Raw genomic sequence first — 15,970 nt, 5'->3', positions numbered from 1 at the left:
TCAATACGCTCAGTGTCATGTGGATCGACGACACCAACGCTGATGTCATCAAGATTGACTTTGACGCGCTCTACCACGGAGATTTCCTGGTCGAGGGCGACACCTCGGAGCAGTTCGACGAGGTACACCCGCCACTAGCGAGCTAGCTCGCTGCGGTACGGGCGCTACCTTCGTCCGCTGTCCGGACGCCGGTACTGTGCCGGCTTCGCGCCGGACGCCAAAAGGCCGATGACCACCATCGCGGTGGACATCGGCTTTTTTGGCTCCGGGACGAGTCAGGCCTGAGACGCGAGCGTTGCCGCCCGGCTCAGGCCTGTCCCGTATTTCGCCGTCCGATCAGGCGGCGGACTCGGCTTCGTCGTCTTCGACCATGTCCGCGAGCCGGCCGGAGATCAGCTCCTCGGCCTCGGTGACGATGCGGGACACCAGCTCGCCACAGGTCGGGATGTCGTTGATCAGGCCCATCACGGTGCCGACCGTCCAGATGCCGGCGTCGAGGTCGCCGTCGTCGAAGACCTTGCGCCCGCGCACCCCGGCGACCAGATCCTTGACGTCCTCGAACTGACCGCCGCCGTCGAGGATCTGCACGACCTCGCGCGAGACCACGTTGGAGGCCACCCGAGCGGTGTTGCGCAACGGCCGGAAGATCAGCTCGGTGCCGCGCTCATCCCCGGCGACGATGGCGTCCTTGACGTTCTGGTGGATGCAGGACTCGGCGGTGGCCATGAACCGCGTACCCATGTTGATGCCGTCGGCGCCCAACGCCAGCGCGGCCACCAGGCCACGGGCGTCACCGAACCCGCCGGAGGCGACCATCGGGATCTCGATCTGGTTGGCCGCCGCCGGGATCAGCACCAGGCCCGGGATGTCGTCCTCACCCGGGTGACCCGCGCACTCGAAACCGTCGATGCTGATGCCGTCCACACCCAGGCTCTGCGCCTTGACCGCATGCCGCACCGAGGTGCACTTGTGCAACACCTTGATCCCGTTGTCATGGAACATCGGCAGATGCGGCGCCGGGTTCGAGCCCGCGGTCTCCACGATCTTGATCCCGGCATCCACGATCACCTGCCGGTACTCGTCATACGGCGGCGGGTTGATCGACGGCAGGATGGTCAGGTTCACCCCGAACGGCTTATCCGTGAGATCCCGCGTCTTGGCGATCTCATTGGCCAGATCCGCCGGCGTCGGCTGCGTCAACGCGGTCAAGAACCCCAACGCCCCCGCATTCGCCACCGCCGCCACCAACTCCGCGCGACCCACCCACTGCATACCGCCCTGAGCGATGGGATGCTCCACCCCGAACACTTCGGTGAACTTCGTCTTGATTGCCACTGGTGCTTTCTCCTGTTCGCGTCGCACGCGGCGCGGGGCGCCGTGCTGCTCTTAGCGGGGGGCCATCCGGATGGCGCCGTCGAGGCGGATCACCTCGCCGTTGAGCATGGGGTTCTCCACGATATGGACCGCGAGAGCGCCGTACTCGTCCGGGTCCCCCAGTCGAGCCGGGTGCGGGACCTGCTGGCCCAGCGACTTCTGCGCCTCTTCGGGCAGCGAACCGAGTAGCGGGGTCTTGAACAAGCCGGGGGCGATGGTGCACACCCGGATCAGATCGCGCGAGAGATCGCGCGCGATCGGCAGGGTCATGCCGACGACGCCGCCCTTGGACGCCGAGTAGGCGGCCTGGCCGATCTGGCCCTCGAAGGCCGCGACCGACGCGGTGTTGATGATGACGCCGCGCTCCTCACCGTTGACGGGTTCGGTCTTGGCGATCCGCTCGGCGGCGAGGCGCAGCACGTTGAAGGTGCCGATCAGGTTCACCTGGATGACGGTGGTGAAGGCGTCCAGCGGGAAGGCGCCGTTCTTGCTCAGCGTCTTGATGGCGTTGCCGATACCTGCGCAGTTGACGTTGATCCGCAGCGGACCCATCTCCTCGGCGGCGTCCAGCGCGGCCGACACCGATTCCGGGTCGGTGACGTTGGCCTCGACGAAGCGTGCGCGGGCGCCGAGTTCCTTGACCGCGTCCTCGCCCTTGAGGTCGATCACCACGACGGAGGCACCGCGCTCGAGCAGGCGCTTGGTGGTGGCGAGTCCGAGACCGGACGCACCGCCGGTCACCACTGCTACCGAATCTTTGATCTCCACAGGTACATCACCTTTCTTGCTTCTACCTACCAGTTGGTTGGGGACTATACCGAACCTCACCCTTGGGCCGGTATGGGCGAGTGACTTTCGGTATTTCGTCGATCTCGATGCGCTTGGACGCGCGAAGTCAGGCCCAGTCCCGCAGCACCGCGTCGTTGTCGGCGCCGGGAGCCCGCGGCGGTGTCGGCGTCCCGGGCTCACTGCGGGAGAACCGCGGCGCCGGCCGCGGCTGCAGGCCGTCGTCGCCCGCGTCGTAGAACGTGTCCCGCTCGGTGATGTGCGGCTCGTCGAGCACCTCGCCGAACGACAGCACCGGCGTCACGCAGGCGTCGGTACCGGCGAACACCTTGGCCCAGTGGTCGCGGTCCTGCTTGGCGAAGGTCTCGGTGAACAGCGCCTTGAGCTGCGGCCAGGCGCTGACGTCGTTCTGGGCGGGCAGCTCGGCGGCATCGAGGCCCAGCCCCTCGAGCATGGCTGCATAGAACTGCGGTTCGATCGGCCCGATCGCCACGTATTTGCCGTCGGCGGTCTCATAGGTGTCGTAGTACGGCGCGCCGGTGTCGAGCATGTTGGTGCCGCGCTCGTCGGACCACATTCCGCTGGCCCGGAAGGCCCACATCATCTGGGTCAGCACGCTGGAGCCGTCGACCATGGCCGCATCGACCACCTGGCCCTTGCCGGAGGTCTGCCGCTCCCACAGCGCGGACAGGATGCCGACCAGCAGGAACATCGAACCGCCACCGAAGTCGCCGGCCAGGTTCAGCGGCGGCACGGGACGCTCGCCCTTGCGGCCGATCGCGTGCAGCACACCGTTGAGCGAGATGTAGTTGATGTCGTGGCCGGCCTGCTGCGAGCGCGGTCCGTCCTGACCCCAGCCGGTCATCCGGCCGTAGATCAGTCGCTCGTTGACCTCGGCGCAGTCCTCCGGGCCCAGGCCGAGGCGCTCGGTGACGCCGGGGCGGAAGCCCTCGATGAGCACGTCAGCCTTGCTGATCAGCTTGAGGACCAACTCCTTGCCCTCGGGGGACTTCAGGTCCGCGGTCACCGAACGGCGGTTGCGCAGCATGGCATCGCGCGGCGGCATCGGGACACCCGACTGCTTCGAGGGGCGGTCGACGCGCACCACGTCGGCGCCGAGGTCACCGAGAATCATCGCCGCGTGCGGGCCGGGGCCGATCCCGGCCAGTTCTACGACTCGCAATCCCTGGAGTGGTCCAGCCACTGTGTCCGCCCTTCACCGAAGTTTGATGACCGTATTTTCTGCATCCTCTCACCGACCTCCCAACCAACCGACGGGTGGGCTGTTGTTGCTCGGGGCGGGTCCATATTGTGTCTCCCATGACGATCACCGAATCCGGTCTGGACGCGCTCGCCCCCGTCGAAGGCCTCCTTGTCGACCTCAGCGACGGCGTGCTGTCGATCACGATCGACCGCCCCGACAGCCTCAACTCCGTGAACCCCGAGGTGTTCGCCGGTATGGCCGACGCGTTGGAGCGCGCGGCCACCGACCCGCGGGTCCGGGTGGTGCGCCTCGGCGGCACGGGGCGGGGCTTCTGCTCGGGTGCGGGCATCGGCGCCGAGGACACCGGCGACGGCCACGAGCCCATGGAGACCCTGCACCAGGGCAACCGCGCAATCCGGGCGATCGTCGACCTGCCCCGCCCGGTGGTCGCCGTGGTCCAGGGCCCGACCGCGGGCATCGGGGTTTCGTTGGCCATGGCCGCCGATCTCGTATTGGCCTCGGACAAGGCATTTTTCCTGCTCGCCTTCACCAAGATCGGCCTGATGCCCGACGGCGGCGCCTCGGCGCTGGTGGCCGCGGCGATCGGCCGCACCCGGGCGATGAAGATGGCGCTGCTGGCCGAGCGGGTCACCGCGGCCGAGGCGCTGGACTGGGGCATGGTCAGCGCCGTGCACCCGGCCGAGAGCCTGGCCGCCGAGGCCGATGCGGTGATCAAGCGCCTGCTCTCGGGTCCGGCAGTGGCCTACGCCAAGACGAAGGCCGCCATCAACGGCGCGACGCTGGCCACCCTCGACGCCACGCTGGCACACGAGACCGCCGGGCAGTACGTCCTTTTGAGCGGCAACGACCTCGCCGAAGGGATCGCGGCCTTCCAGGACAAGCGGCCCCCCAACTTCACCGACATCTAGTCGCGCCCGCTATTTGCGCCCAAACTCCCCGTTGGGCCAGTTTGTGCGAGTAACTTCCGGCAATTCGTTGATTTCGGCGCGCCAAAAATCGGTGGACGCCCGGCCCGCGACTCGGCGACGATTTACCGGTGAGCACCGACCTCGACAGGCAACTGCCGGACACGTCCGGTGGTTGGCGCGTGCTCGCACCGTTTCGCTTCCGCGAGTATCGGCTGCTGATCGCGGCGGTCTCGGTCACGATCTTCGCCGAAGGCATGTGGGCGGTCGTGATGGCGCTGCAGGTGATGGAACTCAACCACGACCCCGCCGCACTGTCGCTGGTCGCGGCCTGTCTCGGTGTCGGGCTGGTGGGATTCGTGCTGATCGGGGGCATTGCCGCCGACCGGTTTCCGCAGCGCACGATCATCATCGTCGTCGAGGCGGTCAACCTCGCAGCGGTGAGCGCGGTCGCCGCGCTCGGACTGCTCGGCGTGCTGCGGGTCTGGCACATGGCGGTGGCGGCCGCGCTGCTCGGCATCGCCGCGGCGTTCTTCTTCCCGGCCTACAGCGCCTACCTGCCGCGGATCCTGCCGCCCGGTCAACTGCTCGCGGCCAACGGGGTCGAGGGCGTGATGCGGCCCGTGCTGCAGCGGGCGGTCGGCCCGGCGGTGGCCGGTGTCCTTGTGGGAGCGACGTTTCCGACGCTCGGCGCGGTGACGGTGGCAGTGTTGTTCGCCCTTGGACTGACGCTGCTGACCGCCACCCGCCCGGTGCGCAACAGCTTCGTCGTCGAACCGGAACGCCTGGAGCGACGGGTACTCACCGACCTGCGCGACGGGTTCGTGTTCATGGTCAGGACGCCGTGGCTGTTGTGGACGCTGCTGTTCGCCAGCCTCTTCGTGCTCGTGGTGATCGGCCCGATCGAGGTGTTGCTGCCGTTCATCGCCGCCGACCGGTTCGAGGACGGCGCGCGGATGTACGGCCTGGTGTTGGCGGCCTTCGGGATCGGCGGGGCACTCGGCGCGCTCGGGGTGTCCTCGCGGCACCTGCCGCGGCGTTACCTGACGGTGATGCTGCTGATGTGGGGAGCCGGGTCGCTGCCCCTGGTCGTCATCGGGTGGACGTACTCGTTCCCGCTGATGGCGCTCGCGGCGTTCGTGGTGGGGGTGACCGATGGTGCGGGCATGGTGATTTGGGGAACGTTGCTGCAACGACGGGTGCCGCCGGCCATGCTGGGCCGGGTCTCGAGCCTGGACTTCTTCGTGTCGCTGGCGTTCCTGCCGGTGTCGATGGCGATCGCCGGGCCACTTTCGAAGGTGGTGTCCATGCAGACCATTTTCGCGGTGGCCGGTGCGCTGCCAATCGTGTTGGCGCTCATCGCCCTCACCGCCGCGCGCATGCCGCGCGACGAGATCGCCCACCCGCTGGACGGCTAGCCGGCGAAGATCTTCGGCAGCACCAGCACCATGATCAGGCCCCACACCAGGTGGGTGAGCACCGGTGCCAATACTCCCCCGGTGGCGCGGCGCTCCAGCGCGCACACCAGTCCCAGCACCACAGCGGCGAACCCGAGCATCGGATTGCCCGAGGCCATCGTCGCGGCGATGTACAGCACGGTCGAGATCAGCACGGGCCGTGCGCCTTCCAGCGCGGTGAACAGGGCGCCGCGGAAGAACAGTTCCTCGGCCACCCCGTTGATGAGCGTGATCGCGACCACCAACGGCAGCACCCCCTGGTTGGCGAACCGCATCACCTCGCTGACGGGTTCGGCGATCACCTCGATCTGCCGCACGATCAGCGCACCGACCACAAAGGCCGCGCCGACCGCCAGGCCTACCCCGAGCCCGGTCAGCACCGGCCGTCGCGCCCGCCCGCGCCAGGCGATGCTGCCCAGGCGCAGCGGACCGGACGCCAGCGCGGCTGTCGCCCACACGGCCGCCAGCGCAGCGGTCAGCCAGTAGAAGATCGGGTCGCCCGGAGATCGATTCAGCGAAATGCCAAGCAGCACAGCGCCGAGAGCGAGTCCGAGCGCGACGACGACGCGGCGACGCCGCACCACCGCGGGCGGCTCCGGCGGGGGCGTCGCCGCGGTCCCGACCACGGCCGCCAGCCGGTCGAACGTGCCGGTCACGACGGTCCCCGCCTGGGCATCAGGTCGGTCAGGGCGTCCAGGCCGACCCGCAGCGCGCCGACGACGGGCTTGGGCACCGCGGATAACAACCCGAGTGCGGGCCGCGCGAACGGCGGTGTGACGGCGGCCGCCAGACGTCGGATCCGTAGGGCGTCACCGCCGGCCCAGCCCGCGTCGGTGTCGGCGAGGTGATGCGGGTCGGCGAGCTGGTCCACCGGCCGCGGCGCCTCCGCCGCCAACGAGCGGCGGATCGCCGCGTCGACGCCGAGCAGACCGCCCGGCGGATCCGGCACCTGAGCACTGAAGCGCTGCTCCGACGCGGTCATCGGATAGTCCAGGGAGGCAACGAGATCGGCGGCCAGTCCGCCCGGGATCGGCAGCGCCGCCGCCGTCAGCCGCGACAGGACCGCGGTGTCGAGGCCGCGCACTCGCAGCCCGGCCCGCCACGTGCCGGCCAGCCGCGCATAGGTGTGCATCAACCCGCCGTACGTCGTGGTGGTGGGTCCGCAGATGTCGTATCCGCCGGGCTCGATTCGGGGATCGGCCGCGGCCACCAGGTAATAGAGCACATCGCGAATCGAGATCGGGTCGATCTCGTGGCGCGCCCAGCGCGGCATGGGCATCAGCACGAACCGATCCGCCACGTAACGCAACATCTCGAAGGACGTCGACCCCGCGCCGATGATCATCGCCGCGCCCAGCCACACCACCTCCGGTCCGTCCGGTACCCGCAGAGCCTCGGCCACCTCGGCACGGCCCATCAGATGGTCGGACAGGTCGTCTCCCGCGGGCACGAAGCCGCCCAGATATACGAAGCGCGCAACCCCGGCGTCCCGGGCGGCCGCGCCGACGATGGCCGCGGCGCGGTTGTCGACGTCGCGGAAGTCTTGGGCACCGATGCCGTGCACGAGGTAGTAGATGACGTCCAGCGGGCCCGCGGCCGCCAGTGCCGCCGAGACCGACTCGGCGTCGCCGGCGTCGAGGGCGACGACCTCCACACGGTCGCGCCAGCCGTAGGCGTCCAGGCGAGCCGGGTTTCGACCCGCGGCGACGACCTCATGGCCCGCGTCGAGCAGCGCGGCCACCAGCCGCGAACCGATATAGCCGGACGCGCCGGTCACCAGGATTCGCATTGCATCCACGCTAGAGGACCATTGGCCCAGGCGCTTCCAGCCTGCGATAAAAGCGGTCTGACCAGTACGTTTTGGTGGTCATCCGCAACGTGCTTACGATTTCAGCTGGCTTGATGCCGCATTCAGCGTCTCGCCGACCGCACACACTCATCCACCCGAGTAACGGCCGACGACGGCCCTACGACGTAACGAAGCGACGAGAGGAGCCGAATTGACGACCCGACTGAAGACCCTTGGCGTGGCTGCAGCCGCCGCCGCGATCGCCATCTCCACCGCCATCACCGCGTACGCCGATGAGCCCACCACCGAGCCGGCCCCGGCCCCAGGCTCGGCGGCCACCCCCACCTACTCCGCCCCCGTGCCCGACGTGCACGGCTCCGGTTGCGACGCCCTGAAGGAGGAGTTGCAACCCGGCGGCCTCGACGCAATCTTCAAGCAGCCGGCCTCGGTGGCCATCGCCAGCATCCCGTCGCTGAGCACCTACAGCTCCGCGCTCGCCGGCGGCCTGAACCCGGCCGTGAACGTGGCAGCGGTGCTCGACAACGGCCCTTACAACGTGTTCGCACCGACAGATGAGGCGTTCGCCAAGCTGGAGCCTGCCGAGCTCGAGGCGCTCAAGGCCGACCCGGAACGCCTGACCGCGCTGGTGTACTACAGCATGGCGCTCGGCCTGCTGGGCCCCGATGATGTGCACGGCAAGCTGACCTCGCAGGAGGGCAAGCAGATCACCGTGACGGGCAAGGGCGGCGACATCAAGGTCGACGACACCGCCAAGGTCGTGTGCGCCGGTGTCACCGCGCAGAACGCCAAGATCTACCTGATCGACACCGTGCTGTCCCCGGACAACGCGCTGCCCGGCACCGCGACCACCACCACGTCGCCGACGGAGACCACCGAGGCCACCGAGGCCACCGAAACCACCGAGACCACGACCGAGGTTGCGGAGACCACGACTGAGTCGCCGAACGCAAGCGCCGCCGCCGAGTGATTTCGGTGCGCTGGGAGGCGCTGAGCGCCTCCCAGCGCACCGAAATCGCCTACCCTATTTGGCCTTCCAGACCGGCGCGCGCTTTTGCGCGAACGCCATCGGCCCTTCCATCGCGTCCTCGGTGCGCAGCAGCGCACCCATTTCGCGGGCATTGCGTTCCCAGTTGGGCGCATCGCCGGCCACCGCACCGTTGTCGGCGCCGTAGGCCACCCGCTTGGAGGCCTGCACCGCCAGCGGAGCGTTCCCGGTGATGCGCTCGGCCAGCGCCAACGCGGCTTCCAGCACCGTGTCGTCCGGGACCACCTGGTTGATCAGTCCCCACCGCAGCGCATCGGCGGATGTCATCGGCTCACCGGTGAACATCAACTCCAGACCGATCCGGCGCGGCAGTTGATCGACAATGCGGAACACCCCGCCGGCCGCCGCCATCAGGCCCCGCTTGACCTCGGGCAGGCCGAACTTCGCCCGCTCCTCGGCCACCACGAGATCACTCGCCAGCGCCAACTCGGTGCCGCCGCCGAGCGCGGTGCCGTTGACCGCCGCGATCGTCGGCTTGTCGATGAAATGGCTGACGTAGCCGGCGAATCCCCATTCCGGGTGCTCGGGATGGTGCAGATTCTCCCGACGCGAGATCGCCTTGAGGTCGGCGCCCGCGCAGAACGACTTGTCCCCGGCTCCGGTGAGCACCACCGCGCGCACCTCGGGATCGTTCTGCGCCTCGTGCAGCGCGTTGCCCACCGCCGTGCTCACCGCGGCGTTGACGGCGTTGCGTGCCTCCGGACGGTTGAGCGTGATGATCATGACGTTGCCCCGCCGCTCGACCAGAGCGGCGGGGACGTCCTGGGTCGAGTCGGTCACAGCAGCTCGAGGATGGTGGCGTTGGCCTGCCCGCCGCCCTCACACATGGTCTGCAAACCGTACTGAATGTTGTTGTCCCGCATGTGGTACAGCAGCGTGGTCAGGATCCGGGCGCCCGAGCCGCCGAGCGGGTGACCCAGCGCGATCGCGCCGCCGTTGGGGTTGAGACGGGACTCGTCGGCACCGATTTCCTTGAGCCAGGCCATCGGCACCGGCGCGAAGGCCTCGTTGACCTCGAATGCACCGATCTGGTCCACACTCAGGCCGGACTTCTTCAGCGCCTTCTCGGTGGCCGGGATCGGCGCGGTCAGCATGATGACCGGGTCGGCGCCGGCGAGCACCGCGGTGTGCACCTTGGCCAGCGGCTTGAGGCCGAGAGCCTGGGCCTTCTCCGCCGACATGATCAGCAGCGCGGCCGAACCGTCGGAGATCTGGCTGGAGTTGCCGGCGTGGATCACGCCGTCCTCCTTGAACGCCGGCTTGATCTTGGCCATCGACTCGACGGTGCCGCCGCGGCGGATGCCGCCGTCCTCGAGCACGACGGTGTCATTGCCGTCGGCGTCCTTGGTCTTGATGCCGACGATCTGGTCCTTGAAGGCGCCGGAATCCTGTGCGGCGGCGGCCTTCTCGTGGGACCGCAGCGAGAACTCGTCGAGCTGGGTGCGGCTGAGGCCCCACTGCTCGGCGATCATCTCGGCGCCGACACCCTGGTTCGGGGTCTGGGCGTAGCGGGCCTTGAACGACTCGCCGTACGGGTTGCCGCCGTTGGCCAGCGACGAGCCCATCGGGGTGCGCGACATCGACTCGACGCCACCGGCGACGACGACGTCGTAATGGCCGGCCACCACGCCCGCGACGGCGAAGTGCAGCGACTGCTGGCTGGAACCGCACTGGCGATCCACGGTCACGCCGGGCACGGTCTCGGGCCAGCCGGCGCTCAGCACCGCGGTACGCGCGATGTCCAGCGCCTGCTCACCGGCCTGCATGACGCAGCCCCAGATGACGTCGTCGACCAGTCCGGGATCGACGCCGGCCCGCTCCACGAGACCGTTGAGCACCTGCGCCGACAGCTCCGCCGGGTGCACCCCCGCCAACGCGCCATTTCGTTTTCCGACCGCCGACCGGACGGCCTCCACGATCACAGCTTCTGCCATGTCCCTCTCCTCTCAACTAATCAGTTGGTTGATGACTTGTTCTTAGCACCAGTGCAGCCCGCCACAAACTCCGGGTTCGGAATCCGGGGGCGCTCCGACGTTCCAACCTGCTCCGTTGGTGTGGACCGTACCCTCGGTAGCTATGTCCAATGTCATCGTCTTCGGCGGCCACGGCAAGGTTGCCCTGCACCTGTCCCGCCTCCTCAGCGAGCGCGGCGACCGCGTCACCTCGGTGTTCCGCAACCCCGACCATGCCGACGAGGTGGCCGCCACCGGTGCCGACCCCGTCGTCGGGGACATCGAGGCCCTCGGCGTGTCCGAGTTGGCCGCCCTGATCAGCGGGCACGACGCCGTGGTGTTCACCGCCGGCGCCGGCGGGGGCGACCCGGCACGCACCTATGCGGTGGACCGCGACGCCGCCATTCGGACCGTCGACGCCGCCGGCCAGGCCGGAACCCGGCGCTACGTGATGGTGTCCTATTTCGGAGCCCGGCCCGATCACGGCGTGCCGGAGGACAATTCGTTCTACCCGTACGCCGAGGCCAAGGCCGCCGCCGACGCCCACCTGCGCGCGAGCGATCTCGACTGGACCGTGCTGGGTCCGAGCGGGCTGACCCTCGATGCGCCGACCGGCCTGATCGAGGTGGGCAGCCAGGGTGCCAGCGCGGGCAAGGTGTCCCGCGCCGACGTCGCGGCCGTGATCGCGGCGACCCTGGCGGACGACGGCACCATCGGGCGCACCATCGAGTTCAACAACGGCGCCACCCCGATCGCCGAGGCGTTGCGCGCCTAACCGATTCCCGGTCGGGCATCGACGTACACCGGGACCTGGTCGTCCCAGGGCTGTCGGGTCACCGCGTCGGCGACCTTGATGTAGCCGGATTCGAACTCGCCGGTGGCCGCGTCGACCAACCGGTAGCGCTGCGCCTGGACGTGAATGGGCTGCGCGTCGATGAGGACCACCCGCACCTCGCCGGGTTCGAAGTGGCAGCGCTTCTGCATTGCCGCGATCAACTGCTCGTTGTGCATGTGCCCGTCGCCGAAGTTCCACCCGATGGCGGTCGAGCAGATCCGCTCGCCGTCGGTCATCACGTAATCGTCCTCGGAATCGGTCCCACTGGGCCCGGCCATCGCGCGGTGCGCGAGGGTGAACATCATCCGGCCGTGGGTGTTGAACGAGCGGAACGCATAGCCGAGGTACAGCGGGATCTGCGCGGCCTCGGGGCTGCCGTACACCTTCTCCAGTTGCGCCTGGGGCATGCTCGCGATCGCGACCAGGCCGGCGGCGATCTTCTCCGCCGCCGAGGGCTTGAGGCACCAGAGCGAGCTGTCCCAGTTGCCGGCGTAGTAGCGCATGCCGGGCAGGAAGGACACCTTGCGCGGGAACAGGTTTCCCACCACCACCGTGGTGGCCAGGACCGCGAACAGCAGCACCGGCAACGGCGTGGTCATGTCGGACAGGCCGATCCCGGCGTGTCCCACGAACAGCGCGATGACGCTGAAGATCATGAAGACGTTCCATTCCAGCGGCACCCCCATCGGGATCGCGCTCAGGATGCCGAGGTGGAAGCAGACCATGACGAACGCCGCGATGGCCGTCGGCCAGCCGCCGTGGGTGAACAGCAGCACCAGCGGCACCAGCATCTCGACCGCGGTGCTGAAGTGCGCGACGACGCGCGACAGCCGACCGGGCCGCAGGTCGCTCGGAAACCGTTCGAAGAACAGGCGTTTGAGCGCTCGGGGCCGGACGATCGGGCTGTTGGACATCATCGTCGAGATGACAAACGGGAAGTGCTTGTTGAGCTTGGAGGTGGCCGCGCCCACCCAGATCACCACGCACACCAGCTTCGCGGCGATGAGCATGTCGACGCCGCCGAACAGGAAGGCGACGGTGAACGACGCATAGACCTCGCCGCGGGCCGCCAGGAAGATCACCTTGTCACGCAGACCCGCGACGGCCAACAGGCCGAGGATCGCCCAGATCTGCCACAGCGGCAGCACGCCGACCTCGGTGCCGAGCGCGGGGATCGGCCCGGTCCCGTCGGAGAACAGTGCCACCACCAGGACGATCAGCAGCGCGGCGTAGAGCGCGACATCGACCGGCGCGCGGTTGTCACCCTTGGTGAACGGGATCCGGTCGGGCCAGGGTGGCAGCCGGATGGTGTTGGGCCGCAACCAATACAGGATGGACCCCAGCGGCGGCAGGAATCGGTTGTTCAGCGGACCGAAGCCGCATCCGAGCCCCACCACCTCGAACAGCATGGTGTAGAGCACGACCTTCTGGAAGACGATCGGCTCGGTCCACCACTGCCCCACCGCCGTGAAGCCGTCGATACCGGCGGTGGTCAGCACCACCAGCCAGGCGCCGAGGACGTACAGCAGGATCTTGACGACGTAGAACAGGTGCAGCACCACCGGGGTACCGAAGCCCACCTCGGCCCAGTGCCGCGCCATCGGCCGGATCTTGTCGGCCCAGGTGCCCTTGCTCCACTCGTCGAACTCCACCACCGGCAGTTCGGGCTTGAGAAATCCCATGCCCGACAGACTAGAACGTGTTCTAGCCGACCGGTGGTGGTTCCGCCGGGTGTCCCAGGGTGCGGTTACGTGGTCTTGGCCGGTGGGCGGTAGAAGACCGCGAGCTGGCCGATGCCGCCGGCCAGACCCAGCCCGAGCGCGATCGCCAAACCGCACCAGCCGTACAGCCAGTTGTGGAAGCCGGTGTCGGAGAACAGCAGGTGGTCCAGGCTGTACTTGCCGGGTCCGGTCGCCGCGACGGCCACCGCCGCGCCGGCGAGCACCAGGTTGTACTCCCAGCCCTCCTTGACGATGAAGAAGCCGTTGTCGCGGTGCACGGTCCACGCCGCGACCAACATCAGGGCCACGAACCCGGCCGCCGGGATGGGGGTGAGCAGCCCCAGCGCCAAGCCGAGGCCGGCCGCGATCTCGGTGGTGGCGGCGATGCGCGCGTGGAACATGCCGGGCTTCATGCCGATGCTGTCGAACCAGCCGGCGGTGCCTGGGATACGTCCCCCACCGAAGAACTTGTTGTAGCCGTGCGCCGCCATCGTCAGGCCGAGCACGACACGCAGGAGCAGCAGTCCGACGTCCAGGGCTGAGTCGTAGATCATGTGACGAACTTAAGTCATCTGCTATGCGGTTGCCCAGCAGGGGTGACGATTGCGTGCCGGGTCAGGGCGGCGCGCCCAGCGCGTGCCGCAGCCGCGCGACGTAGTCATCGAGTTCGGAAGCCGCCAGCACCGAATCCGCGGCGTGCACGCTCAGTGCCACCGTGTCGCCGAGGCCGTGCACGCCGTGGGTGAGGCCCATCATCGGCGACAACGCCGGATAGCTCGCGGTCAAGAGCACCCCCGCCGCGCCGAGTCGCAGGTCGGCGGGGCCGCGATCGACACTCGACACCACGGTGTTCCCGGTGACCAGCGCCGAGCGCACCCGCGGATCGAACTTGCCCACCCCCCAGCGCAGCAGCCCCGCCGGCACCGCCGCCAGGGCGTCGTCGGCCGCGAGGGCCGCCGGGTGTTGGGCGCGCTGCGGTCCGCCGCGCAGGTCGGCGGCGATGCGCGCGGCGCGCACGGCCTCGGGCTCACCGGGGTACAGCCCGACGCCGATGTTGCGAAAGTGGTTGTGCGACAGCCGTAGCCCCGGCTTGGCCATCGGCACCTCGGCGCCGAGCGCAGCGGTGTCCTCGCCGCGGGCGCGCAGGTGTCCGGCCAGCGCGGTACCGATCGCGAGCAGCGCGGCGACCGTAACCGTCGAACGACGGCGCAGCACCGCCCGGTCCACGACGAGGGTTCTGATCCGCCGCGGACCGTCGGGGCGGGCGTTGGTCAGCAGCGCCGGGCGCGACGGCGGCGGCGCCGGGACGAGGCCTGCCTCGATGTCGCGCGTCAGCCGGCTCTCCGCGCGGGCCGCGGCCACACCGGCCGCCAGCACGCGGCGCCGGCGCCGGCTCGGCACCGGCGGCACCGGTTCCGGGCGGCCGAACAACCAGCCGGCCAGCTGCGCGGTGCGCACTCCGTCGGCCAACGCGTGCGCCAGTTGCAGCACCGCCACCGTCACCGCGGGCCCACCCGCCGGGGCACCCAGCACCGGCGTGAACAGGTGCAGCCGCCACGCGGCCGCCCGCGGATCCAATTGGGTCTCGGCCAGCCGCGCCACCGCGGCCAGGCAGGCATCCCAGTGCGCGCCGGCGTCGTCGCGGTGGACCACGAACTGCGACGGCTCCACCGGGCCGGTCACCCAGCTCGGATAGCGCCAGGGCTGATCGTCGATGATGCGCAGGCACAGGTCGGGGCACGCGGCGGCCCGCACGCGCAGGTCTTCGACCAGAGCGTTGTCGACACGCACCACACCGTCGAATACGAACAGCACGAACTGGTCGTTGGGAATCTTGGCCGACATCCAGTACGTCTGGGCGTCCACGGCGGCCAGCCGCCGGGCATCTGTGTTCATCCTGCGCTTACCGCGGCAAAGTGCGAGTACGGGCCGCGCTCAGCGCAGCCTGGACGGGATCATGCCGGACCGACGTAGTCGAGGATCAGGTCGCCGACCCGCCGCGGCTGTTCGAGCTGCAGGAAGTGCCCGGCCTGCTCGACCACCACGGTGCGGCTGCCGGCGGGTACCACCTTCTCCACCCAGCGCGTGAAATCGGCTGTCATGCAACCATCGTCGGCACCGTGTAGATACAGCACGGGCCCGGCGGGCGGGGCCGCGGACGTCCAGGCCTCGTGCAGCCGCGCATATCTGGCGGGCGGCTTGGTGTAGCGCAGGTTCGCTCGGTAGACGGTCAGCGCGGCCGCCCAGCGTTGCGGGGCCCCGATCGCGGCATCGACGTGCCGCACATCCTCGGCGGCCGGGTAGCCGGGTGACCAGCGCCGCCACAGCAGCGGGACGATCCAGCGGGCCGACCGTTCGGGCAGCCCCGGCAGCTGGAAGTACAGCATGTACCAACTGCGCACCACCTGCGCGGGCAACTTCGCGAGCAGCCGGGCCCGCTCGCCGCGGACCCGGAAGGCCGCGATCGGCGGAACCGACATCACCACCGTTTTGCGGAACGGGTTGTCGGGCATCGCCGCCAGCGAACTCGCGGTGATCGCACCCCAGTCGTGGCCGATCATGATGTCGCGGTCGGTGGGCCCGGCCGCCTCGCGGATCCGCAGGGCGTCGTCCATCAATGCGCCGATGTGATAGCTGCCATCCGAGGGCAGCGACGACGGCACGTACCCGCGCAGGAACGGGGCCACCACGCGATAGCCGGCGTCGACGAGCTGCGGGGCCATTTTCCGCCAACCGTAAGCGGTGTCAGGAAAGCCGTGCAGGCACAACGCGATTGGTGCATCCTCGGGACCCCAGCTCAGGGCCCGCAGCTGCCCCGCGGGTACCTCGACATCCATCCAGCGCGGTTCGCTGTCCATGC

At 69.2% G+C, this 15,970-nt stretch carries 16 protein-coding genes; 5 read left to right on the top strand and 11 right to left on the bottom strand.

The annotated features are described in order from the left end of the window. The first annotated feature begins 17 nt into the window (after window positions 1–17). Window positions 18–146 (top strand): hypothetical protein, encoded by a 129-nt coding sequence (locus RCP80_RS05375; protein ID WP_308481351.1) that lies wholly within the window; start codon window positions 18–20, stop codon window positions 144–146. A gap of 190 nt (window positions 147–336) precedes the next feature. Here the strand turns inward: RCP80_RS05375 and RCP80_RS05370 are convergent, their stop codons facing one another. The 3 genes from RCP80_RS05370 to RCP80_RS05360 all read right to left on the bottom strand — a co-directional run bounded on the left by RCP80_RS05370 (window position 337) and on the right by RCP80_RS05360 (window position 3,364). Continuing rightward, on the bottom strand, window positions 337–1,335 hold the full coding sequence (locus tag RCP80_RS05370) for an NAD(P)H-dependent flavin oxidoreductase (protein WP_308481350.1): 999 nt from the start codon (window positions 1,333–1,335) through the stop codon (window positions 337–339). A 51-nt stretch (window positions 1,336–1,386) separates the two neighbouring features. Continuing rightward, window positions 1,387–2,142 (bottom strand): 3-hydroxyacyl-CoA dehydrogenase, encoded by a 756-nt coding sequence (locus RCP80_RS05365; protein WP_308481349.1) that lies wholly within the window; start codon window positions 2,140–2,142, stop codon window positions 1,387–1,389. 127 nt (window positions 2,143–2,269) lie between these two features. Continuing rightward, complete coding sequence (locus RCP80_RS05360; RefSeq protein WP_308481348.1) at window positions 2,270–3,364, bottom strand: CaiB/BaiF CoA transferase family protein; 1,095 nt, start codon at window positions 3,362–3,364, stop codon at window positions 2,270–2,272. A 116-nt stretch (window positions 3,365–3,480) separates the two neighbouring features. Between RCP80_RS05360 and RCP80_RS05355 the strand changes: the two genes are divergently transcribed. Both RCP80_RS05355 and tet(V) read left to right on the top strand, forming a co-directional pair. After that, entirely contained in the window at window positions 3,481–4,293 is an 813-nt protein-coding gene (locus tag RCP80_RS05355; protein WP_308481347.1) for an enoyl-CoA hydratase, read from the top strand. Window positions 4,294–4,445: 152 nt separating this feature from the next. Next, window positions 4,446–5,708, top strand: coding sequence for a tetracycline efflux MFS transporter Tet(V) (gene tet(V) / locus RCP80_RS05350; protein WP_308482712.1), 1,263 nt, complete (start codon window positions 4,446–4,448; stop codon window positions 5,706–5,708). Here the strand turns inward: tet(V) and RCP80_RS05345 are convergent. After that, window positions 5,705–6,403 carry a CPBP family intramembrane glutamic endopeptidase gene (locus tag RCP80_RS05345; protein WP_308481346.1) on the bottom strand — a complete coding sequence of 233 codons (699 nt, stop codon included), beginning with the start codon at window positions 6,401–6,403 and terminating at the stop codon, window positions 5,705–5,707. The two genes, tet(V) and RCP80_RS05345, sit on opposite strands and share 4 nt — an antisense overlap. Beyond that, window positions 6,400–7,536 (bottom strand): NAD(P)H-binding protein, encoded by a 1,137-nt coding sequence (locus RCP80_RS05340; protein ID WP_373693450.1) that lies wholly within the window; start codon window positions 7,534–7,536, stop codon window positions 6,400–6,402. Before RCP80_RS05340 ends, RCP80_RS05345 begins: the two co-directional genes overlap by 4 nt. 211 nt (window positions 7,537–7,747) lie before the next feature. Here RCP80_RS05340 and RCP80_RS05335 point away from each other — a divergent pair, with 211 nt between their 5' ends. Further along, window positions 7,748–8,524 (top strand): fasciclin domain-containing protein, encoded by a 777-nt coding sequence (locus tag RCP80_RS05335; RefSeq protein ID WP_308481344.1) that lies wholly within the window; start codon window positions 7,748–7,750, stop codon window positions 8,522–8,524. Between the two features lie 54 nt (window positions 8,525–8,578). Here RCP80_RS05335 and RCP80_RS05330 read toward each other — a convergent pair whose 3' ends face one another. Beyond that, window positions 8,579–9,382, bottom strand: a complete 804-nt coding sequence (locus RCP80_RS05330; RefSeq protein ID WP_308481343.1) for an enoyl-CoA hydratase-related protein — start codon at window positions 9,380–9,382, stop codon at window positions 8,579–8,581. Further along, window positions 9,379–10,536 carry a thiolase family protein gene (locus RCP80_RS05325; RefSeq protein ID WP_308481342.1) on the bottom strand — a complete coding sequence of 386 codons (1,158 nt, stop codon included), beginning with the start codon at window positions 10,534–10,536 and terminating at the stop codon, window positions 9,379–9,381. Before RCP80_RS05325 ends, RCP80_RS05330 begins: the two co-directional genes overlap by 4 nt. Before the next feature lie 142 nt (window positions 10,537–10,678). Here RCP80_RS05325 and RCP80_RS05320 point away from each other — a divergent pair, with 142 nt between their 5' ends. Further along, window positions 10,679–11,329, top strand: coding sequence for an SDR family oxidoreductase (locus RCP80_RS05320; RefSeq protein WP_308481341.1), 651 nt, complete (start codon window positions 10,679–10,681; stop codon window positions 11,327–11,329). On the opposite strand, the gene RCP80_RS05315 is transcribed toward RCP80_RS05320, so the two are convergent. From RCP80_RS05315 to RCP80_RS05300, 4 genes are all read right to left on the bottom strand, one after another. After that, window positions 11,326–13,071 (bottom strand): DUF3556 domain-containing protein, encoded by a 1,746-nt coding sequence (locus tag RCP80_RS05315; protein ID WP_308481340.1) that lies wholly within the window; start codon window positions 13,069–13,071, stop codon window positions 11,326–11,328. The two genes, RCP80_RS05320 and RCP80_RS05315, sit on opposite strands and share 4 nt — an antisense overlap. A 65-nt stretch (window positions 13,072–13,136) precedes the next feature. After that, window positions 13,137–13,664, bottom strand: a complete 528-nt coding sequence (locus RCP80_RS05310) for a DoxX family protein (protein WP_308481339.1) — start codon at window positions 13,662–13,664, stop codon at window positions 13,137–13,139. Between the two features lie 61 nt (window positions 13,665–13,725). Beyond that, window positions 13,726–15,006, bottom strand: a complete 1,281-nt coding sequence (locus RCP80_RS05305; RefSeq protein WP_308481338.1) for a WS/DGAT/MGAT family O-acyltransferase — start codon at window positions 15,004–15,006, stop codon at window positions 13,726–13,728. 59 nt (window positions 15,007–15,065) lie between these two features. Next, window positions 15,066–15,968 (bottom strand): alpha/beta fold hydrolase, encoded by a 903-nt coding sequence (locus tag RCP80_RS05300; RefSeq protein WP_308481337.1) that lies wholly within the window; start codon window positions 15,966–15,968, stop codon window positions 15,066–15,068. Window positions 15,969–15,970 lie beyond the last annotated feature (2 nt).

The organism is Mycolicibacterium sp. MU0053 (assembly GCF_963378095.1).
Taxonomy (GTDB): Bacteria; Actinomycetota; Actinomycetes; order Mycobacteriales; family Mycobacteriaceae; genus Mycobacterium; species Mycobacterium burgundiense.
This window is presented reverse-complemented; position numbering and strand designations above follow the sequence as displayed.